Source organism: Gordonia sp. 34D (genome assembly GCF_056682775.1).
In genome coordinates this window covers 1,455,219-1,478,400 of record NZ_CM155293.1, presented here as the reverse complement: position 1 = coordinate 1,478,400, position 23,182 = coordinate 1,455,219, and the positions used below count along the sequence as shown (strand labels likewise).

Below are 23,182 nucleotides of genomic sequence, written 5' to 3'. Positions count from 1 at the left end.
GGTGTAGTCGATCGACCGGTCCTCCCCGCCGCTGCGTGCGAGTTCGATTGCCACAGAAGAAAAATCGACAGCATTCACCGTCCACCCCGCGTCGCCCAACCATCGAGCGTGGCGCCCGTTCCCGCACCCCAGATCGACCGCCCGGCCAGGGGGCAGCTCCGCAAACCGCGCAGACAGGGCAGCCGCCGGGGCCGACCCCCACGGATGCTCGACGCTGCTGTACCGAGCATCCCAGTCCGACGAATTCACTGATTCACGCCTTTCCACCGCTGACCACCGCAGGGTCGGACAACCCCACGCGTCGACGAAGCTGTGACTCACTGCACTGTACCCCGGGGGGTAACAGCGCGAACGAGTGCCCTGGTCAGGGCTGCGCGGTCAACCGCAGATAAGGCTTCAAGGTTCGATATCCGGGGAACCGTGTTGTTGCCTCGTCGTCGGAAACGCCCAGTCCGATGATCACGTCTTGACCCGGCTGCCAATCGGCGGGCGTAGCCACTGGCTGACCGTAGGTCAGTTGCAAGCTGTCGATCGCGCGCAGAATTTCCGTGAAGTTGCGGCCGGTGGACATCGGGTAAGTGAGGATCAGCTGTACCGACTTGTCCGGGGCGATGACGAACACCGAACGTACGGTGGCCGCCGCGCTGGCGCTCGGGTGAATCATGTCGTAGAGCTCGGAGACTGCGCGATCGGTGTCTGCGATCATCGGGAAATTCACTGCTGTGCCTTGCGTTTGACCGACATCGCCTTCCCATGCCAGATGCGAATCCACCGAGTCCACAGAGAGGCCGAGTAGCTTGACTCCACGTCGGTCGAACTCAGGTTTCAGCCGCGCTGCCGCACCGAGTTCGGTTGTGCATACGGGCGTGAAGTCACCGGGGTGGGAGAACAGCATTCCCCACGAGTCTCCCAGCCATTCGTGGAAGGAGATCGTTCCTGTGGTCGTAGCGGCGGTGAAATCTGGAGCTGTATCGCCCAATCGAATACTCATCGGTGCATCCTCTCAATAATGGTAGATCCTAAATAATCGATCATCTATGATGGTACATGTGAAAGTCCCCTCGGAGTCGACGGATACTCGGTCAAAGACAGGGCAGGGCGTCACGGTGACCGGTCTGCCCGAACAAATCAAAGATCTGCTGTGGGAACGAATAGCCGATGGCACGTACCCGCCAGGAGATCGGTTGATCGAGACGCGGATCGCTCGTGAGCTCGGCGTGAGCCAAGGTCCCGTCCGTGAAGCTCTTCGGCAGTTGGCCGGAATGGGCCTGGTGGTCTTCGAAGCGCACCGCGGGTGCCGAGTCAGACGGGTCGACCAGGACGAGCTCGATGAGGTGTCAGTGGTGCGCGCCGCACTGGAAGAGACAGCAGCACGACTGGCAGCCGGTCGCGGCATGGCGGTGGACCGCATTGCCGATGAAGTCGACGGTATGCGCTCCGCCGCCGTCACCGCGAACCGTCGAGCATGGGTCGCGCACGCTATGGCATTCCATCGGCTCGTCGTCGCGGCCTCCGGCAACAGCACACTGCTGTCGACGTGGGAGCATCTGTCGATCGAAGGTCGAACCGCTCAACTCGTATTGGCACCAGGATTCGACATGGGTGCCAGCACGGAACAGCACCAAGTAATACTCGAAGCGCTCGGTGCGGGCGATGCCGAAAGGGCCGCTCGGCTGTCCCGCGAACACGAAGAGACCTTCATCCGCGGTGACCCCACGTCAGATTGAGCGGAAGGGCGCGACCACAACGACCGCAGCTGCCTCTGCTTCGCGGCCCGTCACCTATCCAAACGGCGTGGCCGGTTCGGTGGATTCGGACGTCAGGCGACGCTATGCGTGATCCACATCTAGCGTTGGTGACGGTGTATGAAACCCGTGCTCAGTTATGCGAAAAACCGAACGAACCCGAACCACGCCCCGGCGGTAAACGCGCCCAGTCACCGGATGATTCCGTAGCACTCGCTCACTCTGTGAATCGCACCGGCGAGTCCGGAGACTTACTGATTTGAGAACTCCGCAATTCGCGTAGTTCTGTGTTCACCGTAGTAGAACGCCTCGAGTTCGGCAGGAGGCACATCCCCACAATGCTCGTAGAGTCGCCGGTGGTTGAACCAGTCCACCCACTCCAACGTCGCGATCTCCACATGCTCGACCGTTCGCCACGGCCCACGAGGTTTGATCAACTCGGTCTTGTACAACCCGTTGATCGTCTCGGCGAGAGCATTGTCGTAACTCGACCCAGTCGCCCCGATCGAGGCATCGATACCCACCTCAATGAGCCTGTCGGTGAACGTAATTGACGTATATTGGGCGTATTCAACCGGTCGTCGCAACAGTGTGTTGTTGTGCAGATCGTAGCAATTCTTCGAATACCTCCGCGGGGGTGCGCCAATCAAGGATTCCTCGGGGGCGGTTGTTGATCACGTTCGCCACTGCGGTGATCTCCGCGGAATTCCATCGGGAAAGGTCGGTCCCCTTCGGAAAATACTGGCGTAGCAAACCGTTGAGATGCTCATTGCTGCCTCGCTGCCATGGGCTCTTGGCATCAGCGAAATATACTGGGACACCGGTCTGTTCGGTGAAGAGTGCGTGAGCTGAGAGTTCCTTGCCTCGATCCCATGTCAAAGACCGCCTGAGGGTTTTCGGTAGAGGGGTGACGGCCTTGGCCAGGGCGTCTTTCATGGTCAAGGCGCCGTAACCGGCCAGTGCTGGGCCGTTTTTCCTCGGGGGAATCATCCCGTATCCTTTTTGGCGAGGGAGATGGACGAGCACCGCGTAGCGGGAGGTGCGCTCGATCAATGTCGCTACCGCAGAACGCTTCAGTCCGATGATTAAGTCGCCCTCCCAGTGGCCGGCGAGTTTACGATCAGCGACCTCTTTCGGACGTTTAGCCAGCACGGTGTCTGCAGTGACATGAGCCCACGTTTGCTGGCGTGCACGCGATCTGGGCATTCGTTTGGTCCTGCCTCGCCGTAGATGCCAGGATTGCATTCGCTCCAACCCGCCACGGCTTTCGATGTAAAGAGCCTGGTAAATCGCCTCGGCTGAGATCCTCATCGATTCGTCATCGGGGAAATCGAGCGGCAGCCGTTTCGAGATCTGCTCGGGGCTCCACCCCGTCACCCACGCCCGATCTCCGCGATGGGGTTTGTTCTTCCCATCCCAAGACGGACCGTCAGGACCTACGACTTTCCCTGTGGTGGTGTGGACCTCACCGCTGAGCCTGTCCTGCACGTACTCACGCAATCGACCGTTGATGACCATTTTGGCGACCCTGGGCCTGCGAGCACGACGCTCGGCATGCCATTGAGCTGTCGATGCTTTGTACTCGAGTCGGTAGGTTCGCGTTGACGCGTTCCTGCGCAGCTCCCGCGAGATCGTCGACGGGCTGCGGCCCAGACGGCGAGCAATTTGTCGGACTCCTTCGCCTTGCGCACGCCAAAGCGCGATGTCCTCACGCTCGGACGAGGAGATGTACCGTCCAGAAACACTAGGGGGCAGTTGCGGATTCACTCCACCAGCATGCTTGAACCAACGATGAGCGACCGGCTCTGACACTCCGGCGGTAATCCCCGCGTCAACGGTTTTCGCTCCACCGGCGATCGCGATCCAGAAGCGAACCCGGTCTTCACGCCAGGCTATTGTCGGTCGCCCTGGTGAAGCGATCTGTCCTCGATATTCCCGGACTCGTTTCTGCCTCTCGATGGCTCTCATCGAACACCTCTATCGGGTAGGTGTTGCGACGACCGGTTGAATACGCCTTGCGACCCGCGGTCGTTGTGGTGAATGAGCCCGGCCAGTTCGGTAATCCCTTCTCGGCGTCGAGTCCAGATCGCGTGCTCGATCGCATCGAGTACCAACGGTGTCGCCATCGTCGTCGCAGTCCTCCAACCCAGAATCCGCCGTGAATACGCATCGATCACGAACGCGACGTACACCCAACCCGACCACGTCGAAACATAGGTAAAGTCGGCTACCCACAACACATTTGGCGCAACCGGGTTGAACTTTCGCTGCACCAGATCGTCCGCCCGACGGCCTTGTGGATCTGCGATAGTGGTCCGTTTCGCCTTGCCTCGACGTGCACCTTCGAGCCCGAGGACACCCATCAACCGTTCGACCGTGCACCGTGCCACGTCGATGCCTTCTCGACGCATTTCCAGCCACACCTTCCGGGCTCCGTAGACCGAATAATTCTCGGCATGTACACGGCTGACCGCGGCTTTGAGCTCTTCGTCGCGCAGAGCCCGCCGAGATGCGGAACGATTGCGCGCGTCGTAGTAGGTGGACGGCGCAATTGAGCAGCCATGCTCGCTGAGCACCCTGCACATCGGCTCGACGCCGTACTCACTCTTGTATCGGTTGATGAAGTCGATGATCACTTGTTGTTGCGGTCGAGCTCCGCTGCGAAGAAAACCGATGCCGAATTCAGGATCTCGTTGGCGCGCTTGAGTTCCCGATTCTCGGCTCGAAGTTTGCGCATCTCCGCTGCCATTTCGCTCGTCACACCGGGACGTTCGCCGGCGTCGGTCTGAGCTCTCCGGACCCAGTTGAGCAGCGTTTGCGCTGTTCCGATGCCGAGTTTGTCAGCGACGGATTCGACTGCGGCCCACTCGGACGGGTACTCGTGTTGGACTTCTGCGACCATCCGCACTGCCCGCTCACGCAGTTCGGGCGGGTACCTCTTGTTCGTTGCTGAGGACATGACTCCATCTTTCCCAAAGGATGAAGTCTCCGGAAACTCCGGTTCGATTCACTGATTCCGTTGTCGGCGAGAGGCTGCTCGCTTCGTTAGCGAGATTTGTGGACATCACTCTTTAAGCTATGTCGACTTAGTCGACCCTCTAGTGCAGTCCACTTCTGGCATAGTGCAGCCGTCTTCTGAAACTGACACGGCCGGTGGCAGGCCGCCCAGGTCGCGCAGTCTCATAAGGCCCGTCCGCTAATAGTCGCAATGAGGGTACCTCTAACGTACGATTGAGTCATGAAGATCGGCTATGCGCGCTGCTCCACCGACGAGCAGGACCTCACCGCCCAGATCGACGCTCTCACCAAGCTCGGCGTCGACGAGGCGCACCTCTACACCGACCCCGGCTACACCGGCACCAACCGCGACCGGCCTGGTCTGCGCGAGGCCCTGGCCGCAGCCAGCCGCCCCGGCGACGAGCTGGTGGTGACCAAGCTCGACCGCCTGGCCCGCAGCGTGCCCGACGCCCGGGACATCGTGAAGGGGCTGACGGAGAAGGGTGTGAAGCTCCGCATCGGCGAGAGCCTGCACGACCCCGACGACCCGACCGGCCGGTTGTTGTTCAACGCGCTGGCGATGGTCGCCGAGTTCGAGGCCGACCTCATCCGTGCCCGGACCCGCGAGGGCATGGCCGTCGCGAAGGCGAAGGGGCGACTGCAGGGCAAGAAGCCGAAGCTCCCGCCGAACCAGGAGAAGCGACTGGTCGAACTGTTCCACTCCGGCGAGCACACCGTCGGCGAGCTGGCCGAGGACTTCGGAGTCAGCCGGGCGACGGTCTACCGCGCCGTCGAGCGCTCCGGTGCCAAGTCCGCGTCATGACTGTCGAGTTTGACCTAGCCGTGGATGCGACGATCACGCCAACCGTGCCGCCGGAAACCCACGGCGGATACTGGTTGCTCGAAGTGGCATCAGGGCCGGTCGTCGCCCTCATCGTCGGTGCGTTCACGATCGTCGCTGTAGGCATGGCCGGCAGGCGCCGCGAGGCAGAGGTCCAGCTGAGTCACGCGCACAGCGAACTCACCAGCGAGCGAACAGATGCTGCCCGCGACCGTCTATTCCGGCAGAATCGGGAGACTGAGCTGATTCCGGACTATGGCCGCGATGCCAGCCGAGCGATCAATGACTACTTCACTCTCATGTACGCGGTCGAGGCGTGTGCCGTCGCAGTCAAGGCGTTCTGCAGTACTTCCTCCCTGAGGTGGAGTCAGTACCTTCGCGGGGTCCTTCCGAAAGAGCGCGCCGAGTTCCTGAGGTGGCATCTCACAGCGGTCCAGCAGGGCATCGAGGATTTTCGCGATAGGGCAACAGCTGATCGTCCATTCCCATACGGCATCGCCAAACTGAACGATGCCTACGTCCGCGCCGCAATCGAAGCGCACTACAAGACCCTCCGCGAGTACGACCTGCTGGATGCCGTGCCTGCCGCAGGCAGTGCGGATTCCGGTACTGGCGTCGAGGGAGGAGGTGATGAACAGTCACCGCGATGACGTCGAGCGTCGGTCTGGCGGACGCAGCGATCCAACCGTAGGTAGCGCGGTTTTGCCGTCACCCGAGCCGAACAGGTCTTGGACGCCCCCCCGACGTCGCCGGGCGCATGGCCGCCGACATCGACGGCCTGACGCGAGGGAACTGAACCGCTGAGCGTTGGGTATGGAGCAACGCATCGATACCCCAGTCAGCATCTACCTCGGCGACATCGACATCACCGACGGCCCCGCAACGATTGACTTCTCCGACGACGGGCCGGTCGAAATAGTGATTCCCGTTCAGCTTGGCGTGCTCGGCTGGCTGAACATTCGATTCAGCGACTGACCTCCGCGCCGGCGAAGCCGTCGACGGCCGTCTCCTCGACCGATACGAGGAGAGGCACCACAATGTCCGCATCACACCCGTCGCCCGTGACGACCACCGCCACCAGGTCAGGCAGCACCGTTGTCGTCACGAGAACCGATGATGTCCTGCCCGGTTACGAACCCCTTGTCAGCGTCATGGCAGGCAGCTGCGAGATCCTCACGTTCAGCCCGGCGACGGCGCTGGAGCTGGCAGGCATGCTCGCCCGTGCCGCCGCAGCCACGGTTGCTCTGAAGATCAAGGTGACGAACTCCTATCCCACCGAGTCGTTCGAGCACCTCCACGACGTGACCGTGCCAGCACCGCTCGCGGGCGAGTACGACGTCGACGACTGGGCGTACGAGTATCTCTACGAGTTCACCGGCGAGGGGCCGGACTACGCGTCCGTTCCTGCAGTGTACGAGGTCGAGATCGTCTCCGCGCCAGTTCATTTCGAGCATCTGGTCGGCCTGAAGGTCGACAGTTTCGGCTAGCTGCAGGCTAGCGACGGCGGAGCCGTCGACGGCCTCCACCTCGAACACCACACCGAGGGAGGGGACCACCCATGACAACGATCTTCTGCGACCCGTGGGTCGAACGCCACATCACCGCCGGCCGACTCGCTCCAGGCGCTCGCCGCCTCGCTCGCGAGGAGTCGGCCCGGCAGTACAACGACTGCAACGGACTCGTCGAGTCGGACCAGGACTTCCTCTATACGCCGGCCCAAGCGGCTTCCGCCGTCCGAGAACTGCTCGGCGATATCGGCCTCGACATCCCCGAAGGTGCCCGCGTGCTGCTTACCGACGGCGAGGGCGGGTCGAGGTGCTGGAGCTACCTCGTCGAACTCGGACAGATCGAGTACGCGTGCGAGCAGCACCGTCACATCACCGGTGAGAGCATCCGCTCCGACCCGCTGGTCGCCGCCCTGCCGTGGGCGTGAGGAGCACCGAACCGCACGACCTCTGATTGGAGACTTCCCATGGACCAGACCGCACCGTCGGTACCGCTCACCGTGTCCGACGCCCCGCGCGTCTTCGCGACCTGTCTCTACCACTACAACTGCGGCGATCTCGTCGGGAACTGGGTCGACGCGCAGGGCGCCGAGGACGTCACCCTCGCCGACGTCCACCGCGGCCAGGCCCCGGTCACGTCCGAGTGCGAGGAGGTCGCAGTTTTCGACACCGACTGCATGGCCGTGAACCACGAGATGGACCTCGTCGAGGCGGGGAAGTGGGGCGCGCTCTACGCCGAGGTCGGCCCCGACCAGTGGATCGCCTTCTGCGCGTGGGTCCGCGCGCAGGGCATCACCGACGGCGAGGAGGTCGTGACCAGTTCCTTCTACGACGCGTACGCCGGGGAGTGGGAGTCGTGGCGGGACTACGTCGAGAACCTCGTCGACGAGTTGTCGCTGTTCGACGCGCTGCCGACGGACCTGCGCAGCTACATCGACATCGACAAGTTCGGCGGCGACCTCGCCCACGACTACACCGTCGAGGACAGCCCAGGCGGCGGCGTTTACGTGTTCCACGGTTGCTGAACCGTGCGAGCCCCTCACCTGGGATTTCCCGGGTGAGGGGCTCTTCTTTTCGCTCGGCGGACGACTAGTCCGTGAAGCAGATGTCCACGGCGCGGTTCTCGCTGAAGCTCTGTCCCTGGCCGGGGAAGTAGATCGCCGCTTTCGTGTAGGCGCGCCTGCCGTGGCAGGTGCCGGGTGCGAACGCGACGATCGTCGCGGGGCGCTTGACCGACTGCGCGGTGGTGCGGCCGGGCGCGACGTAGTTGCCGGTTCCGGTGCCCTCGGCTCGGTCGTCGCCCCAGGAGCTCCAGGTGATGCCCTCGACGAGGCTCGTCGGCGATCCGCCGTAGAAGACCGTCGCCGGTTTAGGGGTGCCCAGGCCCTGGCCGTTGGAGGCCATCGATCCGAACACGATCGACGAGTCCGCTGTCACGGTGCCGGTCGTCGTTCGAGTCCCGGCCGTGGTCGCGGTGCCCGGACCGTCGAAGGTGACGGCTTTCTCGTTCGACAGGAAGACGCCGGAGCCCGTCTCGGTGTTCCAACAGGTCAGGCCGGTCGTCTCGGACGCGCAGGCCCACTGGTCGAAGCTGTAGACCTTGCCGTACTCCGCGCGTGGCACGGTGTAGCCGAGGCTTGGTGCGTTCATCCACCCGGTCGTGCCGCTGCTGCCCACAGGTGCCTGGACATGGTCGCGGGCCAGTGGGAACAGCCACTTGCCCTTCGTGGTGCCGCCGATCCGCTGGGTGCCCAGCGGGCTGTCGACGCGGTTCATGCTCAGCACGCCGCACTGACCCTGCTCGCCGTCCTGGTTCATCCGGTTGAAGTCGCAGCCCACGCCACCGGTCGGCGTCAGCAGGTGCGCACTGGTGTCGTTGGTGTACTTGTTCACGTACGGGGCCAGTGGCACGGTGCCAGACGGCATGGGGCCGCCCGCTCCCGGGTATGCGCCGGGCACTGGTGCCTGCTGCTCCGGTTCGGTGGTCTCGGCGGTTGGAGTCTGCTCAGCGGTCTCGGTCGACGCTGTCGATGCCGTCGCCGCGGTGTTGTTGCCGTTTGGATCGTCGTCGGACACGATGACGACGATTGCGACCAGCAGTGCCGCTGCGAGCACGACGGCGGTCACCACCAGTAGCGGAAGCAATCGGTTGGGCGTGGGCTGGGGCGGGTAGCTCGGGTAGGTCATGGGTCGTCTCCCGTGGTTGGAACTGGTGCCATATCATGTGGCAGTGAATCACTAGTGAATCACGTGGGTCGGACATTTGAATGAGCGGACCGCGCGAGTGCCCGCGGGTGATCGTGAGGCTCGGGGCGGCTCTGCGTGTGTGGCCTGCACGGTCCGCGCACCGCTCTCGTGAACCACTAATGATTCACGGCCGTGCTGACGAGACAGGGGAGGGCGAATGACGCCGCATCACGTGGGAGACTGGGCACGTGCCCATCGGACCAAACCGCTTCACGCCTGCGCAGTTGGAGCTGCGTGACGTGCGCCGTCGTGCGCTCGGGTCCGCCATCGCCGACGCCCGGAAGGCTGCTGGCCTGACGCAGGACCAGCTGGCCGCGGCCAGCGGCGTCAGTCGCCCGACGATCAGCCGCTTGGAGCAGGGGACCAGCTCGCTGGGCTCGGACCGCATCTGGGATCTCGCTCAGGCGTGCGGCGTCACTCCGGCCGACCTCTTCGCCGCCGCGCAGGAAGGCGTGCGCGTAGCGAAGGGGGCGGGCGAGCAAGCGCAGTAGCTCGTCGGGCTGTCGCGGTGGCGTGGTTCAGGTGCCTGCCTCTCGAGGTGCCGACTGTCCTCCTGGGCGAGCGCTACCCGCGTTGGCATCACTCTCCTCCGCGCTGCCGAGACAAAGTCAGCCATGTTTGCTGCCAAGTGCCTAACGGGTATTGAAACTTCCCCTCGGGAGGGTATTGAACTGGAAAAATCCCCATTTGAATGTGACGTCCGTCTCATTTAGCAGCAAACTTGCAAATGCTTAGTAAAGTCCCAGACATTCCAGTTCAGCCGCATGGGAGGATGCGGTCAAGCTGCGGAGGGGCAATGATTTTGGGGGCCTTCCTTCGGCTTGTCTGATCTTCTTCGGCGGCGCATCGAATCTCGAGGGGGAGTTCATGCGCGTATCGCGCACTGTCGCAGCCGTCGTTCTAGCCGGTAGCGCTCTGATTGCCAGCACCGGCGGTGTCGGGGCCGCTGACGCCGCGTCGACCTACAAGGACAAGACGATCACTCGCACGTCTGATGACGGGTGGAAGGTGTCGTTGACCAAGTCGGGTGAGCGGATTCAGAGCGTTCCGGCGCTCAGTCGTGGACATGGTTCGTATGAGGCGTTCCTGGACTTGCGCGGGTCGGCGACGATCACCGGCACAGGGAGTGCGCCGGTGAATGCTGCGGTGTTGTCGACCGGGTTCCAGGTGTCGTGCCAGTGGCAGATGGACGGGGTGAACGTCGGCATCACTGGTGGTCCGACTGCACAGATGTCGATCAGCTACCCGCCGGCGATCGTGCTGGGCGTGCAGGCGATGCCGAACATTTCGACGTCGCTGAAGAACGGCGCGACCGTCGATGTGCCGTTCGCTCAGAAGCCGTTGCAGGGGCCGTCGGCCGGTGCGCGCCTGGAGGGTGTGCGCGTGGAGATCTCCGGTTGTGTTGGTGCTCGTCCTGCGGTGCGCGCGTATGTGCGGGTGGCGATGACGACCAAGGCCAATGACAACACGTTCAACTTGTACGGCAAGCCGCACCTGCTCTAACAGCGCCCAGGCGCTGACATCGATCTGGCTGACACAACGAATACGGGGGTATGACATGACAACAGCAGAACAAGCGACACGACCGACCAAAGCAGGGGTACCGAAGCACGCGCAGTCCGCTGCAGCGACGTCTACGGGTGAGGAGCCGGGGCAGGCGTCGACCGGAGGTAGCCGGTCGGTCTCGGCCTGGACGATGCTGGGTTTCATCGCCGGTTGCGCGATTTTGATCGTCGCGGCGATCAATCTGCCGAATCTGGGGCGGTGGGGTGATGAGCACGGGAATGTGTTGGTGTTCTTGTGCTTCTTCCTGGTGATGTCGATCGGCGGGCGGTGGTTCTGGGCTGGGGTCGACGCCCTGTGGGGCGCAATTCGCGGCAAGGGGAACTGACATGACCACAACCAATAGCTCACGCGTGGGACGACGCGCAGCGGCCTTGGCTGCGGGGGCGGGGACGCTGGCGTTCACTGGTGCGATGCTGGCAGCAGGTTTCGGCGGTGCCGGTGATGCGCGGGCGGATGCGTTGTGTGATCAGATGCGTGCTCAGTACGGGCCGAGTTGGCCGTGCATCAGTGTTCCGACCTACACTCCGCCGCCGACGATGGACGCCCCGACAACCACTCCGGGCGCACCGGGCACCTCCAGCGGTGGTGCTGTGATCGGCGGCGACGCTGGCCCGAGACCGGGAACCGGTAACGGCACGCCTATCGTCGGCGGTCCGAGTGTCACTGGCGAGCCGTCACCACGCAGCGCCCAACCGGGATCCACGCGCGATGGCCCTTCACCGACAAATCACGGCTCGACGAGCGAACGGCCCTCGACCACCCCGGCGCGGAAGACTTCTGCCGACGATCCACGTGTGCCCGCGCGAGCAAATCTATCTGATCAGAGGTCGAACGACGCCTTAGTTGGCCCGTCCGGGAATAGGGGAGCGGTGCCGATCACCGTCTGGGCGCTGGCAGGTGCTGCCGCAGTTGCGGTCGCGAATCCCCGAACGCGATCGTTCCTACGAACCACTTCGATCAAGAATAACGTCGATGCGTACTCTGGCCAATCTGCGCAGCTTGGAAAGCTAGGGCCTAGCGCAGACCGTATCCTCAGCTGTGATGCGCCTGGAGCAAATGTCGGGCAGCGTTCGCCGGGATACATTACGACTGTGTCGCAGCCCCCGCTCGAAACCACTCCAGGTTATAAACCGGGACCGACTTCCGGAGACGAAGTTTCGATCGACCCGAACTTGCCTGGGAACACCGGTCCGTGGGGTGTCGTTTCCAAGTTTGATGGAGCATCGCACGAGACGCCACCGCTGACCCTTGAGCGTCAGTATCGCGCACGCATTGTTGGAGCACGACCAGTGTTCAACGGATCCGCTCCTGGCCCGGGTGGCAAGCAATACATCGCCATTACGTGGGAACTCCAGTACGAGATCCAGTCTGCAAGTATCGCAAATGTCACAAACGGCGGCGGAACATCGAAATTCCCTGGAGGGTGGGGACAATGGGAACGAGCAACTCCCGACCAGATCAGCTTTTTGCGTTCTCAGGGAGTGATCATTCCTGGCTGACCCGCGGAACGATCGGGATCCTGCTAACGGGCACGGTAATGGCGACGGCAAGTTGCGGTTCAACACCTGGTAGTCAGGACTCGACGCCCACGTACTCGCGTACGTTCCAGATGCCAGGCTACGACGCGACTGAAGAGCATAGGTTCTCGAAGGCAGAGTCGGCAGAACTCTTGACTCCTCAGCGCGACGAACTCGTCAAGTCGTTGCCGTCGCCTTTTCGCGACATCGATCTCGATTTCTACGGACCGTCGATCACGCTGTCTGCGCAGGAAGCGGTTGAGAAGGGGACATGCGTAGCAATCTCAGTCGCCCATAAGGCCGGTGTGCCTGACCACTACGGAGCGACGGTTTACGACTCGCCAGGTGACTGCCGATAGGTCACTCAAACGGCGCAGCCGCCGCGCGGCACGAGATGACTGGCCGTCCAAGGTCGCTGGGCGAAGTCGCATCGTATCCGCCGGTGCATGCGCCGTCCACTGCCGAAGACTCTGGTCGCCAGCGCATGCAGCAGTTGCGGCAGTCAGAGCCTGCTCTAGGCATCGATGTCGTCCCAGAGCGTGCTCGTCACGTTCTTCCGTTCTCGAATTGAGGGAGTTTTCAACATGAATCGTAAGTCGGCTATAGCAGCAGTAGCGGCCGTGGCAGGTGTGGCGGCGTCAGTCGTCGGTGCCGGTGAGGCCGATGCGGCCAAGCACGGGATCAAACTGACGCACTCGCAGACAGTGGTGGTCTCGCAGCAGGGTCTGGGAACGGCGTTCTCATCGGTTCCCTACATTCCGAATCTGGTCTACAACCCCACGTGGGGGCGGATCATTCAGCACGATGCCAACATTGCGGCGCGGCAGGGTGGCTGCATCTCGGTTGGGATCATCACCGTCGCCGGGAAGTCGAACGTCAACTACGTGACCCGCTACCCGGCCCGCAGCTGCGCCCGATAGCCCGAATCCAATGACTACGCCAGCATCAGAGCTACGCACAGGACGCCACATGGCAAGCACCGACACCACGACCGTCGCCGACCCGGCCGCATCTACCGGTGGCAAGGGCAGACGCGCACAAGCCGCTCACGATCATGCCCAGGTTCGAGAACCCGAAGCCGATCAGTCCGCAGGTAGGTCGGTCTCCGTGTGGTCGGTGCTGGCGTTGATCGCCGGCTCCGCGATCTTGATCGTCGCGGCGATCAATCTGCCGAATCTGGGGCGGTGGGGCGATGAGCACGGGAATGTGTTGGTGTTCTTGTGCTTCTTCCTGGTGATGTCGATCGGCGGCCGGTGGTTCTGGGCTGGCGTGGACGCTCTGTGGGGCGCTATCCGAGGTAAGGGCAACTGACATGGCCACAACAAGAAACCAACGCGTGGGACGTCGAGCGGCGGCGTTAGTTGCCGGAGCCGGGACGTTGGCGTTCACCAGTGCGATCCTGGCCGCAGGCCTCGGCGGTGCCGGTGATGTGCGGGCGGATGCGTTGTGTGATCAGATGCGCGCTCAGTATGGGCCGAGTTGGCCGTGCATCAGTGTCCCGACCTACACCCCGCCGCCGACGATGAACGCACCAACGACCACCCCGGGTGCCCCGGGGACGTCCAACGGTGGTGCGGTGATCGGCGGCGACACCGGCCCCGGACCTGGGACCGGAAACGGCACGCCGATCGTCGGCGGTCAGCCGACGGACCAGCGCACGGGACGGACCGGAGGACCGACAGGTCCAAGGACCCCGGCCCCGGCAACGGTCACACCGAACCGTCCAGGCCAGCCCAGCGACAACGGCCAGACGCCCGGCCGTACGCAGGCACCGGCCGGGGTGCCGGTGAAGCAGTCGGAACAGTCACCATCGGATCAGGCGTTCCTATCTCCGTCCTCCTCTGACGGTGATGGCGGGTCGATTCCGTTGCCGGTGTGGGCGATCGCCGGTGCTGCGGCTGTCGCGGCGGCGAGTCCGCGGGCTCGGTCGTTGCTCTCGCGCGGTGGGTCTACTCGGGGGAAGATCGGCTCGTCTGACCTGGTCCTGATTCACGACAGGACCAGCCCCGATCGGTACGTCTTCGATGAGAATGTGCCTCCCGGTGGACACATTCGAATCAACTCGGACGGTTCGGCGACGGTGCTCGATGCTGACGGGAAGGTCGTCAAGCAGATCGGGCGGCCGTGGGCGTTCGACGCCGCCGGTCGACCGCAGAAGACCTGGTACGAGGTCGACGAGAACGGCAACTTGGTTCAAGTTGTGGAACCGGCCGACAACGCTTTGTACCCCATTCTCGCAGATCCTCCGGGCGATACGGGCGGCGGCTTGATCGCTCCCACAACCGGCGACAATGGCGCCGACATCAGTGCGATGCCTGACACGACTGGCAAACAACCCGGCGATACGTGGACGGAGACCCGAGGGGGACAGGACGTCAAGTTCACGATCCCCGAAGGAAACGGGAACCAATCCGTCGAGATGGCCTACAAGGGCAACGACGGTCAAGATGCGACTGCACTGATCGTCTCCGACGGCGAAGGCGGCTACCAGGCATGGTCTCAGTCCGCAGACGGATCTGGACAGTACATCGACAAGGACGGACCTCAAGCTCCCGGGTACTCGCAGTGGTATCGAACCGGCAATGATCCTGCGTATAACTCGCCGAACCAGATCACTGACGCGAACTACAACTTCACTGAGGGCACGACGTACGATCTGGACAATGGTTCCGTCACGCAGGCGCAGCTGCAGCCGGACAATACCTACTTGAATCGGACCGAGTACCAGACGGGTGAAGTCGACACTGCGGTCAATACGCCCAATGGCGATGGTTCGTATGACCAGACGCAGACGTCCCACCTCGATGCCGATGGCGAGAACGGGTGGGAGCTTCGCGACGGGCAGAAGTGGACGATCGAGCGCACCGAAGACGAGTTCGGACGGCCTCTTGTTCAATATGAGAATCCGAAGACCGGCGAATCTGAAATCGATTTCCACGACGAGGATGGAAATAGAAGAATTCAGACGTTCAATTCGGCTGGGGATGTCGTATTTCAGCGATTCTATACCGACGACGGATATAACGAGATAACATACGACTCGACCGGTCGGCAGACTGGAGCTGCGTTCTACGATTCTGAGGGTAAGCTTCTCGCTGGAACTGTCGACCTTGGTGACAAGTACGCCTACAGGCACCTCGATGGCAGCTCGACTATCGAAATGAAGTCGCCGACGCCGGACGGAATTGCAATGCAGCACATTGGCATAGACGGTACCGTGACAAATTTGACGGGCGATGGTCACTTCTCTCGTAGTGAGCCGGGGCAGGCGGCTCCGATGGACTGGACCTGGGGCACATCCAATACTGCGGCAGCTACCATCGATGCTCAGACTGCGTTGACCGAACAGGGGATACGGAAAGTTCCCGGAGGTGCGCTTTCGGCTGGGGATTCGAAAATACTTGGCGGACTAAAATCATTTGGTCTGTTGGGTGGCGTCGCAATCGGTACTATTGCTGACAGTCAGACGATGGACCCTAGCAGAGCATTTATGACCAACGCGATCGGTGGCACGACTGGACTCATCGTCGGCGAAACGGCTGGGGCTTGGCTGGGCACGTTCATCATGCCTGGTGTTGGAACTGCCGTTGGTTGGGCGATCGGGGCAGGTGTTGGGTACGGAGTAACAAAACTGACGCAATGGATGACTCGATGATGCTAGTCGTTAGCGCCATCAGATTGGTGGGGACGCAGTGGAAACCATAGAGAAGCGGATTGAAAGGAGTAGTGCGACTGCTACGTCGTTACGACTCCGAAGTGATGTCAGGCCGGACAGGCTGTGGTCTATTCCTTCCTCTTGGAAAGACTATGAGTCCAAGGCAGATTTGGAGCGCGGACTATATGTAGTGCGGGCTTCAGGTCTGGGTGTTGCTGGGTTCTCTCCTAACTGTTGGGCGGCATTTTGGCGCATAAACGTACCTGTGAACGACGCGTTGGAACTGATCGATGGTACGGTCGAATCGATTCCAAACCTGCCTGATTTTGATGTGATTGAGATGAGAACAGAGTCGATCGTCGACGCTGGCCGTCGAGGAGTTCTCTATTATTCGATCATAGATGCCCGATTCCGGGGGCTTGTTCGTACTGTGACTGAGGTGGAGGTATTAGATGATCCGGAGTCTGAGGCGTGCGCGATTCTTGCTCAGCGAGCATCGTCGGTGCCTGTGCTAATGCAATCAGATGGGATTCCGTCACTCCGGTCAATCGACGCGCGGACTTTATTCGAATAATGCGATCGGTAGCCTTAGATTGAATGAAGTCGAGCGAATTCGTCGAATGCACAGTGTGCAGGGTGGCACTGTAGCCGTTCTTGAGGCGTTGCTGGTTTTGATGCTAGTCGTGTATGTCTGGGCACTTGTGAAGATCTGGCCTGCCCTTGATGCCAAGTGGAGTATAGTCATCGCAGCGTTATTGTATGGAATCGTTCCTTGGTCTGTATGGTTCTTGCTGTACCTAAAGTCGCCGGTATTGACACCAAAGATCATGGCAATTCGTGTGGTGCAGGTTGACGGCGGATTCGATATTGATGTCGGCAGAACCTTTGGGTTTGTCTTCTTGGTTCCGCTGATTAGTGGTGTCTCGATGATTCTCTCGCCAATTGTTTCTCCCGCTGTCCTTCCAGGGGGCGGCGTTTCCGGTCGCGCCCCGGTTGTAGTCGGAATTGCTCTGGTCATTGCGTATGCGGCGCTGCTTACGGCTAGATCTCACACGCGCATACGGCTTCACTCTACGACTACGACATCGCTATTTCTCGGCATCACGAATGTGGTCTCGACAAATAAGGTCCGGCGGATCATGCTGGTCCGTGGTGGAGTGGCGAGGGTGGTGGACGGTGATTATGAACGGAAGGTGTCGATGGGCGGGCGTCCTTATCGACATGTTCAGAGCCCAAATATGAATATTGCGATTCCCGTTTCCGTGTTGAACTCTCCCGATGGATTTTCTGTTGAGGATCTATCGGCAATCGCAGGAATTGAAGTTGTAAGATCGTAATTCTCCCCGTCCTTGATCGGTGGACGAGTGCGGGCTCCGCTACTAGAAACAGATCGGTAACATGGTTTATGTGCCGGGCTGCTCAGCGACGGTGCGTCTGATGAAGGCTACGTAGCTAGTCTGCGGCAAGATTGGTTGGTGGTTCATGGATTTCGTGTCTGCAGTCAAGGCAAGGATGAACAGGTTCAGCAGAAACCCGCACAACCTGAGGTTCAACGCGTGGCTTGAGCGGCATCCAGTTCTCAAGAGGTTTCTCGAGTGGTTTCCCTGATTGTGCGTAGATGATGCTCGTTGGCGCGGGCAGCCGTCTTCGAATTACATGGGCGGTTCGCGGTCGGAAGGACCCCTCACCTGAATTAGCGGGGTGAGGGGTCCTTCTTCTTCAACCACGTTTTCAGTCGCCGCCGCTACCCCGCTTGGGCAGCATGGCGTTCGCGGTGAGCATCGTCGTGGCGGTGGTGCCCAGCTGCGAGGCCGGCTTCTGCTTCTTCGGCAGGCCACCCATGCCCGAACTGGAGCTGCCGCCTTGGCCGCCGGCGCTGCTGCCGGATCCGCCCATCGACTCGCGCACCGTGCGCGCGAGGTTCGAGTTCGACGATCCACCGAACACCCGCTGAGACGCGGCTTGGACCGCGGCCATGCCCATCGCCTGGCGCATCACGCCCGGGCCTCCGTCCGAGCCGCCGTTCCCGTCGGCGCGCAGGTTGCCCGGCCGCGGGGACGCGGTTGTCTCCACGGGAGCCGCAGACGGTGCGACCCCGCCGAAGTTGCCCAGGGCCCCGACCGGCACGCCGGCCGAACCCTCCTGGTTCGACAGGCCGTTGGCCGCCACCCGCTGAGCCAGCGCCTTCTGGCCGGCCAGTCCTCCGGCCATCGACGCGGCGTTCGCGTTGGTCAGCGGGTTGCCGTCGTTGTCGGTCAGCTGACCGCCCTCGCCCATGACTTCGCCGTTGGGGCCGAAGCCGGTCACGTCGTCGGCGGTCAGCGGCGAACCGTTGGCACCGATGATCTCGCCTCCGCTGCCGTCGGTGAGCGGCCCGTCGCCGCCGAGCATCCCCGACACCGTCGACTGCTTGCCGTCCGAGCCCACCACCGGGTTGCCGGACGCGTCGACCAGACCTCCGTCCTCGCCCACGCGCATCGAGCCGTCGCCTGCTCCGGGCACGCCTTCGCCGGTGTCTACCGTGACCCCGCCGTCGGACCCGTCGCCACCGTCGTCACCGCTGCCTCCGCTGGCACGGCCCATGATCGCCGACGTCGCGGCCATGCTGACGCCGCGCTGGAGACCCTGGCGTAGCGCGCCCGGCTGTCCGGGGCCGCCGCTGGAGACCTCCGAGCCCATGAACTTGTTGATGGCCTTGCTCATCGCCTCGTCGATGCCGTTGATCAGCGCTCCTCGCACCTTGAGCGCGAGCATCGTGGCGATGATGATGCCGATCGAGGAGACCAACGTGATCACCAGAACCGCCGTCTTGGGGTTGTCGAAGGCCTCGATGGCTGCACCGACGCCCGCCCCGGCGATGCCGATGGCCTCGTCCTGGTCGATGTTGCTGGCCCGCTCGGACAGCGGTCGCTCCAGGATCGTCGGAATGGCCGTGAGTACCAGCATCATGCCGCGGTAGATCACCATCGTGCCCACGATCTCGACCAACGTTCCCGCCGTGGTGACCACGACCTTCGCGATGCCGGCCTGGAAGCCGAGCAGTGCGAAAGGCGTCGAGCCCAGTACCGTGACCGCCCGGCGCAGGGCGCCGAAGAACAGCAGCAGGCAGTAGGCGTAGCCAATCACCATGAACGACACGAGCAGGCTCAGCGCCGAGAACAGGTAGACCAGTCCCATCGCGCCGCCGCCGTGGAGATTCGCGGCCATGTGCTGGTCACGGGCGTACGAGGACGAACTGTCGCGCGGGCTGTACATCTTCATGCCCGTCGACCCGTCCCACGAGCTGTTCAGGTAGTTGTACATGGCGATGGGACTCATGTTGCAGCCGGTGAGCGGGGAGCCCTTGCCCTTCCATCCGTCAGCGACGACTTTCGTGGACAGGCAGAAGTTGTCCTTGCCCGGCTTGAACTCCATCAACAGGTTGTTGCGGTCGCCGGTGCGTTCACCGCTGAGGCCCCCGTCGGCGACCTTGATCAGGGGGTTGTCGAGCTTCTCGACGTCGGCGGACGTCATCTTCGACAGCTTGGTGGGATCGGTCAGGCTCGTGACCCACTTGAGCACTGTGGGCCCGTTGCCGCCGGCAGCGGCATCCGTCAGGCCCTTCTTGACGCCCGTTTCGAAGCTGCCCGCCGAGATCTGCTCGCCCGCGGTGTACCGCTTGATCAGGTCGAGCGTCGACGAGAACACCGATCGACTGCCCGTCGACTCGCCGGTATCCTCCTCCATTGCCTCTTCGTTCCACTGCGTGTTGTCGCCCGAGGCTTTCGGTGTGAATTTCCGCCATTCTGGGCGGACCTGAGCATTGACGGCCAATGCGGTCCGTCGGCCGTCGGCCACCGTCTCCTTGGACGGCTCGTTGGTGGCGCTGTCCCAGACGAACTCGCCAGCCTCGGCCGGAAGGCCCAACCGCTGGTCGCTCCATCCCTGGAAGTCGACGATCGTCGAGAGCACGACCTTGCTCGCGTTAGCGCCGGCCGCGTCGTCGACGCCGCCCGACAGCGAGTTGAGCACACCTGTGTACGTCGCGCCCACCAGCGGAACGCCGATCGCCACGAACGCCACCTTGATGACCAGCGGCCGGAGACGGTCGCCCGCGGACTTCTTCTTGCTCAGCAGCATCATGATCGCGGTGAAGCCCATGAGCAGCGGAATCGTGACGCCCCAGCTCAGGTCCAGGATCTTGACGATGGTCGTCGACGCGAACTCCTTGAGGTCCTCGAACGCCGAGGAGTCCGAGACGTCCTCGCCGTCCATGCCCTCGGTGAAGCTCGCCGGAGTGCCGGCGTCGCGGAGGCCGTCGGCGATCCATGCGAACGGGTTCAGCTTCTGCATCACCGTCAGCACGGAGTCAAACACTGCATCCACCGAGCCGGCGCCGACGTATGCGAGCATCAGGATCGACCCCGAGGCGTAGCGAAACGGGCTCGCACCCTCGTCCTTGGCCTCGGCCTTGTCCAGGCCCAGAGCAGCGAGGGTAGCGCCATAGAGCACGTACTGGTCCGCGCCCGCATCCACCGCGGTCGGCTGTTCTGCGCGGCTCAGAGCCCGGATATCGAGAGCCGCGTCATTTTTCGCGTCGCCGGCACCAAGGATCCAGCTCGAACTCTCCTGCTTGTCCTTGTTCGGCGCTGCGAGGAAGGCACCCGCCGTTCCTCCTGCGCCCAGCAGGGAAGACCAAGCCGGCAGGCCGGTGGCCGAGGCATCGTCCGTCGCCGCCGGTGCTTCCGACCCTGTTGCCGGGGTCTCATCGTCGCCATCTCGCTCGTCTCCGCCATCAGGTGCCAGCGAGTTCACGTAGAACGCCGTCAGCGCCTCGCTGATGCGCGCCAGCGAGAGGTCGGCGACGGCGTTCTTCGTCTCGTCGTCGACCTCCTCTTCCTTGTCCTCTTCGCCGAAGCCCTCCTCGGCCATGCACTTGAGGAAGTCGTCCTTGTCCGAATCGACTTCCTCGACGGTGGCCTTCTCCTTGGCGTCGCCCGGGGCGCACTTCTCGGCGGCCTTCTGCAGGCCGGTGTCGTCGATGGTGCAGTCGGCACCGGAGCTGGGTGCTGCCGACGTGCTGGGAGAAGCCGATGGTGTGGTGGAGGGTGCGGTGCTGGTGGTGCTCGTCGTGGTCGCGTCGTCATCCTCGCTGCCGGTGTCCTCCTTGCCCATGCACAGCGAGGAGATCTCCTGCTCGACGAGGGCGGCGTAGCCCTTGCCGACCTTGGCGATCAGCGAGTCCGGCGGGGCCGCCATCGCCACGGGCGACGTACCGAACACCGCACCGGCCGCGATGGCCGCGGCTCCCATGAACGCGCCGAAGCGTGCGCGTGCGGTGCTCATGCTCCACCGCCGTACTTCTTGGTCACGGCCTGGCGCGAGACGCCGAACGGCGGGGCGATGTCGGTCCAGGTGATGCCCGCCTTGCGGGCCGCGCCGACGGCGGCCAGGATGTCGCGGTCGAGCGCTCGGCGCTGCTCAAGAAGGACGGCGATCAGGGAGACGGGCGATGGGGGTGCTTTCGACATGACAGATCCTCAGCAGTGGTGTGCTGAGGTCCATCCAGATTCGGCCCCTGAGTTCGGCAGGACTGCCCTCCAGACCCCAGGGTGCGGGCCCGCGTGCGGGCCCGTCAGCGCGGGTGGCAGCGCCATCCTGTGTCTTGTCTGCAACCAATCTTACGAAAGACCGCATTGACTAGCAAGCATGAAAGAACCCCGGGAGCCTGGATGGGGCTCCCGGGGCTCTGTCTTGTGTGCCGGACCGGCTAGTTCTTGACCTTGATCTCGTAGAGGATGCCACGGTTCTCGGTCGTGTCGTCGGTCACCCATGCGGCGAAGATCCGGCCGTCGTCCAGGGCCACGGCGTCGATCACTCTCGCGGGGCCATCGGCCGAGCGGATATCGGTTCCGAGGGTGCCGTCGGTCTCCGCGGCCGACGTACGAGCGTCCATCGCGCCGACAGTGGTCTTGCCCGACTTCACGACCTTCGCGGTGCCGTTCGCGTCGATCGACAGCGTCGCTGACCACTCGTATCCCTTGTTGTACGAACCGGTATTGCTCGCTATGCCGATCTCGATTGTGTCCCCGGGTCCATGAATCAGAATGGTGTCCGTCCAGAACTTGTCGCTCAGGTCTGCGTCGGGGAGCAAGGTCTTGAGGTCGATCGTCCGCACCACCTCGAACTCCGCGCCGTTCGCCAGCTGCTCCAGCGGCGACTGCTCGGCTGCGGTCTCGGTGATCGGGCCGTCCGCCGCGGTGCTTGCCGTGCCCGGCGTCGCGCCGGGGGAGCGGTCGTCGCTGCCGCTGCCGCTGCCGCTGCCGCAGCTCGCGGCACCGAACACGACGGTCAGCAGGATCAGCACCCCGAAGACGCCGTACCCGGCGAGCATCGCCGGGCTGGTCCAGCTCGACCGCCCGGCGCGCATGGCCTGTCGGATCGGAGCCCTGGTCATCGCGACCAACTCCTCGTCGGTCGGTCGGTGACCCGCGGCCCGCGCCGCGTCGTACTGCTGCTTGGGCCCGAGGAAGCCGAGGACGTCGCGGGCCAGGGCGACCCGCGCACGATACGCCGGGTTCACGCTCTGCCCGTGCCGGACCATCGCGTCGAGCGTCATGAGCTGGCCTGTCAGCTTCGCGTTGAGCGCCCGGGGCGACATCGACGGGTCGAGTCCGGCGATCGTGAAGTAGAGGTCTGCCGGATCGATGGTCGGCGGTTGAGTCATGGTGTCGTTCCCCTCGCGTGAATCACTAGTGAGTACATGTGTACCGTGCGTGTGCGGCATCTGCGGCACCCGGCTTCATTTGAACGGTATAGCTACCCTGACGTCTAGTATGACCCGGTTCCGGGTCACCTGTCAAGCTGACCAGGCGTTTTGATCGGGATTCGACCTGGTAGCGGCTGTATGATGAAACGCATGACACTTCACGCCCTCGCGATCGCCGAGGTGGCCGAGCAGGCCGGCGTCGAGCTGGAGCGTCTGCGGTCGATGGTCCGCAGGGGACAGTTTCCCGAGCCCGACGTGATCATTGGTGCCGACTCGGCGCGACCGGTACGCGGATGGACCGCCGAGACCGTCGACGCTTGGGAGCGGAGTCGGTCGGGCAAATGACGCGGTTGGACGACCG

22 protein-coding genes, 3 pseudogenes and 1 other annotated feature are annotated in these 23,182 nt (G+C 63.0%); of the genes and pseudogenes, 15 read left to right on the top strand and 10 right to left on the bottom strand.

Features of this window, described 5'->3' with window-relative positions; translation table 11 throughout:
• Positions 1-6: 6 nt before the first annotated feature.
• Both AC1L34_RS06850 and AC1L34_RS06845 read right to left on the bottom strand, forming a co-directional pair.
• Positions 7-249 (bottom strand): annotated as a pseudogene (locus tag AC1L34_RS06850) (class I SAM-dependent methyltransferase); the annotation flags it as partial.
• Positions 250-364: 115 nt separating this feature from the next.
• Positions 365-991 carry a peroxiredoxin gene (locus tag AC1L34_RS06845; RefSeq protein ID WP_042926436.1) on the bottom strand — a complete coding sequence of 209 codons (627 nt, stop codon included), beginning with the start codon at positions 989-991 and terminating at the stop codon, positions 365-367.
• Between the two features lie 58 nt (positions 992-1,049).
• Here AC1L34_RS06845 and AC1L34_RS06840 point away from each other — a divergent pair, with 58 nt between their 5' ends.
• Positions 1,050-1,727 (top strand): GntR family transcriptional regulator, encoded by a 678-nt coding sequence (locus AC1L34_RS06840; RefSeq protein WP_167349920.1) that lies wholly within the window; start codon positions 1,050-1,052, stop codon positions 1,725-1,727.
• Positions 1,728-1,996: 269 nt separating this feature from the next.
• Here the strand turns inward: AC1L34_RS06840 and AC1L34_RS06835 are convergent.
• The 3 genes and pseudogenes from AC1L34_RS06835 to AC1L34_RS06825 all read right to left on the bottom strand — a co-directional run.
• A pseudogene (locus AC1L34_RS06835) lies at positions 1,997-2,311 on the bottom strand (integrase core domain-containing protein); the annotation flags it as partial.
• A gap of 4 nt (positions 2,312-2,315) precedes the next feature.
• Positions 2,316-3,713 carry an IS30 family transposase gene (locus AC1L34_RS06830; RefSeq protein WP_051649791.1) on the bottom strand — a complete coding sequence of 466 codons (1,398 nt, stop codon included), beginning with the start codon at positions 3,711-3,713 and terminating at the stop codon, positions 2,316-2,318.
• Positions 3,713-4,704 (bottom strand): annotated as a pseudogene (locus AC1L34_RS06825) (IS3 family transposase); the annotation flags it as partial. The gene AC1L34_RS06830 and the pseudogene AC1L34_RS06825, both read right to left, overlap by 1 nt.
• Positions 4,289-4,417 (bottom strand) — a sequence feature (AL1L pseudoknot). (Overlaps the previous pseudogene by 129 nt.)
• Positions 4,705-4,983: 279 nt before the next feature.
• Here AC1L34_RS06825 and AC1L34_RS06820 point away from each other — a divergent pair.
• From AC1L34_RS06820 to AC1L34_RS06795, 6 genes are all read left to right on the top strand, one after another.
• Complete coding sequence (locus AC1L34_RS06820; protein WP_480035220.1) at positions 4,984-5,565, top strand: recombinase family protein; 582 nt, start codon at positions 4,984-4,986, stop codon at positions 5,563-5,565.
• Complete coding sequence (locus AC1L34_RS06815) at positions 5,562-6,233, top strand: hypothetical protein (protein WP_480035219.1); 672 nt, start codon at positions 5,562-5,564, stop codon at positions 6,231-6,233. Before AC1L34_RS06820 ends, AC1L34_RS06815 begins: the two co-directional genes overlap by 4 nt.
• A gap of 163 nt (positions 6,234-6,396) precedes the next feature.
• Positions 6,397-6,558 (top strand): hypothetical protein, encoded by a 162-nt coding sequence (locus AC1L34_RS06810; protein ID WP_480035218.1) that lies wholly within the window; start codon positions 6,397-6,399, stop codon positions 6,556-6,558.
• 62 nt (positions 6,559-6,620) lie between these two features.
• Positions 6,621-7,070, top strand: a complete 450-nt coding sequence (locus AC1L34_RS06805) for a hypothetical protein (protein WP_480035217.1) — start codon at positions 6,621-6,623, stop codon at positions 7,068-7,070.
• Between the two features lie 71 nt (positions 7,071-7,141).
• The gene (locus tag AC1L34_RS06800; RefSeq protein WP_480035216.1) at positions 7,142-7,516 is read left to right on the top strand and encodes a hypothetical protein; all 375 of its coding nucleotides are present in this window, start codon (positions 7,142-7,144) and stop codon (positions 7,514-7,516) included.
• Between the two features lie 39 nt (positions 7,517-7,555).
• A complete protein-coding gene (locus AC1L34_RS06795) occupies positions 7,556-8,113 on the top strand; it encodes an antirestriction protein ArdA (protein ID WP_480035215.1) in 558 nt (185 codons plus the stop codon).
• A 64-nt stretch (positions 8,114-8,177) separates the two neighbouring features.
• Here AC1L34_RS06795 and AC1L34_RS06790 read toward each other — a convergent pair whose 3' ends face one another.
• Complete coding sequence (locus AC1L34_RS06790; RefSeq protein ID WP_480035214.1) at positions 8,178-9,275, bottom strand: hypothetical protein; 1,098 nt, start codon at positions 9,273-9,275, stop codon at positions 8,178-8,180.
• 248 nt (positions 9,276-9,523) lie between these two features.
• Between AC1L34_RS06790 and AC1L34_RS06785 the strand changes: the two genes are divergently transcribed.
• The 3 genes from AC1L34_RS06785 to AC1L34_RS06775 all read left to right on the top strand — a co-directional run bounded on the left by AC1L34_RS06785 (position 9,524) and on the right by AC1L34_RS06775 (position 11,226).
• Positions 9,524-9,826 (top strand): helix-turn-helix domain-containing protein, encoded by a 303-nt coding sequence (locus AC1L34_RS06785; RefSeq protein ID WP_480035213.1) that lies wholly within the window; start codon positions 9,524-9,526, stop codon positions 9,824-9,826.
• A 376-nt stretch (positions 9,827-10,202) separates the two neighbouring features.
• Positions 10,203-10,838, top strand: a complete 636-nt coding sequence (locus tag AC1L34_RS06780; RefSeq protein ID WP_480035212.1) for an MspA family porin — start codon at positions 10,203-10,205, stop codon at positions 10,836-10,838.
• Between the two features lie 55 nt (positions 10,839-10,893).
• Positions 10,894-11,226, top strand: coding sequence for a hypothetical protein (locus AC1L34_RS06775; protein WP_480035211.1), 333 nt, complete (start codon positions 10,894-10,896; stop codon positions 11,224-11,226).
• A gap of 192 nt (positions 11,227-11,418) precedes the next feature.
• Here the strand turns inward: AC1L34_RS06775 and AC1L34_RS06770 are convergent, their stop codons facing one another.
• Positions 11,419-11,604: a hypothetical protein gene (locus tag AC1L34_RS06770; protein WP_480035210.1), complete on the bottom strand. Its 186-nt coding sequence runs from the start codon at positions 11,602-11,604 to the stop codon at positions 11,419-11,421.
• 1,398 nt (positions 11,605-13,002) lie between these two features.
• On the opposite strand from AC1L34_RS06770, the gene AC1L34_RS06765 reads away from it, so the two are divergent.
• The 4 genes from AC1L34_RS06765 (at position 13,003) to AC1L34_RS06750 (ending at position 17,410) form a co-directional block, all read left to right on the top strand.
• Complete coding sequence (locus AC1L34_RS06765; protein ID WP_353108177.1) at positions 13,003-13,338, top strand: hypothetical protein; 336 nt, start codon at positions 13,003-13,005, stop codon at positions 13,336-13,338.
• A 49-nt stretch (positions 13,339-13,387) separates the two neighbouring features.
• Entirely contained in the window at positions 13,388-13,729 is a 342-nt protein-coding gene (locus AC1L34_RS06760; RefSeq protein WP_353108178.1) for a hypothetical protein, read from the top strand.
• A 1-nt stretch (position 13,730) separates the two neighbouring features.
• Positions 13,731-16,073 carry a hypothetical protein gene (locus AC1L34_RS06755; RefSeq protein WP_480035209.1) on the top strand — a complete coding sequence of 781 codons (2,343 nt, stop codon included), beginning with the start codon at positions 13,731-13,733 and terminating at the stop codon, positions 16,071-16,073.
• Positions 16,074-16,702: 629 nt separating this feature from the next.
• Positions 16,703-17,410: a hypothetical protein gene (locus AC1L34_RS06750; protein WP_480035208.1), complete on the top strand. Its 708-nt coding sequence runs from the start codon at positions 16,703-16,705 to the stop codon at positions 17,408-17,410.
• 394 nt (positions 17,411-17,804) lie between these two features.
• Here the strand turns inward: AC1L34_RS06750 and AC1L34_RS06745 are convergent, their stop codons facing one another.
• The 3 genes from AC1L34_RS06745 to AC1L34_RS06735 all read right to left on the bottom strand — a co-directional run bounded on the left by AC1L34_RS06745 (position 17,805) and on the right by AC1L34_RS06735 (position 22,779).
• Positions 17,805-21,398: a hypothetical protein gene (locus tag AC1L34_RS06745; RefSeq protein ID WP_480035207.1), complete on the bottom strand. Its 3,594-nt coding sequence runs from the start codon at positions 21,396-21,398 to the stop codon at positions 17,805-17,807.
• Positions 21,395-21,583, bottom strand: coding sequence for a hypothetical protein (locus tag AC1L34_RS06740; protein WP_480035206.1), 189 nt, complete (start codon positions 21,581-21,583; stop codon positions 21,395-21,397). Before AC1L34_RS06740 ends, AC1L34_RS06745 begins: the two co-directional genes overlap by 4 nt.
• Before the next feature lie 239 nt (positions 21,584-21,822).
• Positions 21,823-22,779 (bottom strand): hypothetical protein, encoded by a 957-nt coding sequence (locus AC1L34_RS06735; protein ID WP_480035205.1) that lies wholly within the window; start codon positions 22,777-22,779, stop codon positions 21,823-21,825.
• A gap of 192 nt (positions 22,780-22,971) precedes the next feature.
• On the opposite strand from AC1L34_RS06735, the gene AC1L34_RS06730 reads away from it, so the two are divergent.
• The gene (locus tag AC1L34_RS06730) at positions 22,972-23,166 is read left to right on the top strand and encodes an XRE family transcriptional regulator (RefSeq protein WP_480035204.1); all 195 of its coding nucleotides are present in this window, start codon (positions 22,972-22,974) and stop codon (positions 23,164-23,166) included.
• Positions 23,167-23,182: the final 16 nt, after the last annotated feature.

What these genes read in the sequence shown, in the direction of transcription:
- AC1L34_RS06810 (WP_480035218.1), top strand. Translation starts at nt 6,397, where the DNA reads ATGGAGCAACGCATCGATACCCCAGTCAGCATCTACCTCGGCGACATC.
- AC1L34_RS06775 (WP_480035211.1), top strand. Translation starts at nt 10,894, where the DNA reads ATGACAACAGCAGAACAAGCGACACGACCGACCAAAGCAGGGGTACCG.
- AC1L34_RS06800 (WP_480035216.1), top strand. Translation starts at nt 7,142, where the DNA reads ATGACAACGATCTTCTGCGACCCGTGGGTCGAACGCCACATCACCGCC.
- AC1L34_RS06760 (WP_353108178.1), top strand. Translation starts at nt 13,388, where the DNA reads ATGGCAAGCACCGACACCACGACCGTCGCCGACCCGGCCGCATCTACC.
- AC1L34_RS06755 (WP_480035209.1), top strand. Translation starts at nt 13,731, where the DNA reads ATGGCCACAACAAGAAACCAACGCGTGGGACGTCGAGCGGCGGCGTTA.
- AC1L34_RS06745 (WP_480035207.1), bottom strand. Translation starts at nt 21,398, where the DNA reads ATGAGCACCGCACGCGCACGCTTCGGCGCGTTCATGGGAGCCGCGGCC.
- AC1L34_RS06790 (WP_480035214.1), bottom strand. Translation starts at nt 9,275, where the DNA reads ATGACCTACCCGAGCTACCCGCCCCAGCCCACGCCCAACCGATTGCTT.
- AC1L34_RS06820 (WP_480035220.1), top strand. Translation starts at nt 4,984, where the DNA reads ATGAAGATCGGCTATGCGCGCTGCTCCACCGACGAGCAGGACCTCACC.
- AC1L34_RS06805 (WP_480035217.1), top strand. Translation starts at nt 6,621, where the DNA reads ATGTCCGCATCACACCCGTCGCCCGTGACGACCACCGCCACCAGGTCA.
- AC1L34_RS06795 (WP_480035215.1), top strand. Translation starts at nt 7,556, where the DNA reads ATGGACCAGACCGCACCGTCGGTACCGCTCACCGTGTCCGACGCCCCG.
- AC1L34_RS06815 (WP_480035219.1), top strand. Translation starts at nt 5,562, where the DNA reads ATGACTGTCGAGTTTGACCTAGCCGTGGATGCGACGATCACGCCAACC.
- AC1L34_RS06830 (WP_051649791.1), bottom strand. Translation starts at nt 3,713, where the DNA reads ATGAGAGCCATCGAGAGGCAGAAACGAGTCCGGGAATATCGAGGACAG.
- AC1L34_RS06735 (WP_480035205.1), bottom strand. Translation starts at nt 22,779, where the DNA reads ATGACTCAACCGCCGACCATCGATCCGGCAGACCTCTACTTCACGATC.
- AC1L34_RS06730 (WP_480035204.1), top strand. Translation starts at nt 22,972, where the DNA reads ATGACACTTCACGCCCTCGCGATCGCCGAGGTGGCCGAGCAGGCCGGC.
- AC1L34_RS06740 (WP_480035206.1), bottom strand. Translation starts at nt 21,583, where the DNA reads ATGTCGAAAGCACCCCCATCGCCCGTCTCCCTGATCGCCGTCCTTCTT.
- AC1L34_RS06765 (WP_353108177.1), top strand. Translation starts at nt 13,003, where the DNA reads ATGAATCGTAAGTCGGCTATAGCAGCAGTAGCGGCCGTGGCAGGTGTG.
- AC1L34_RS06780 (WP_480035212.1), top strand. Translation starts at nt 10,203, where the DNA reads ATGCGCGTATCGCGCACTGTCGCAGCCGTCGTTCTAGCCGGTAGCGCT.
- AC1L34_RS06845 (WP_042926436.1), bottom strand. Translation starts at nt 991, where the DNA reads ATGAGTATTCGATTGGGCGATACAGCTCCAGATTTCACCGCCGCTACG.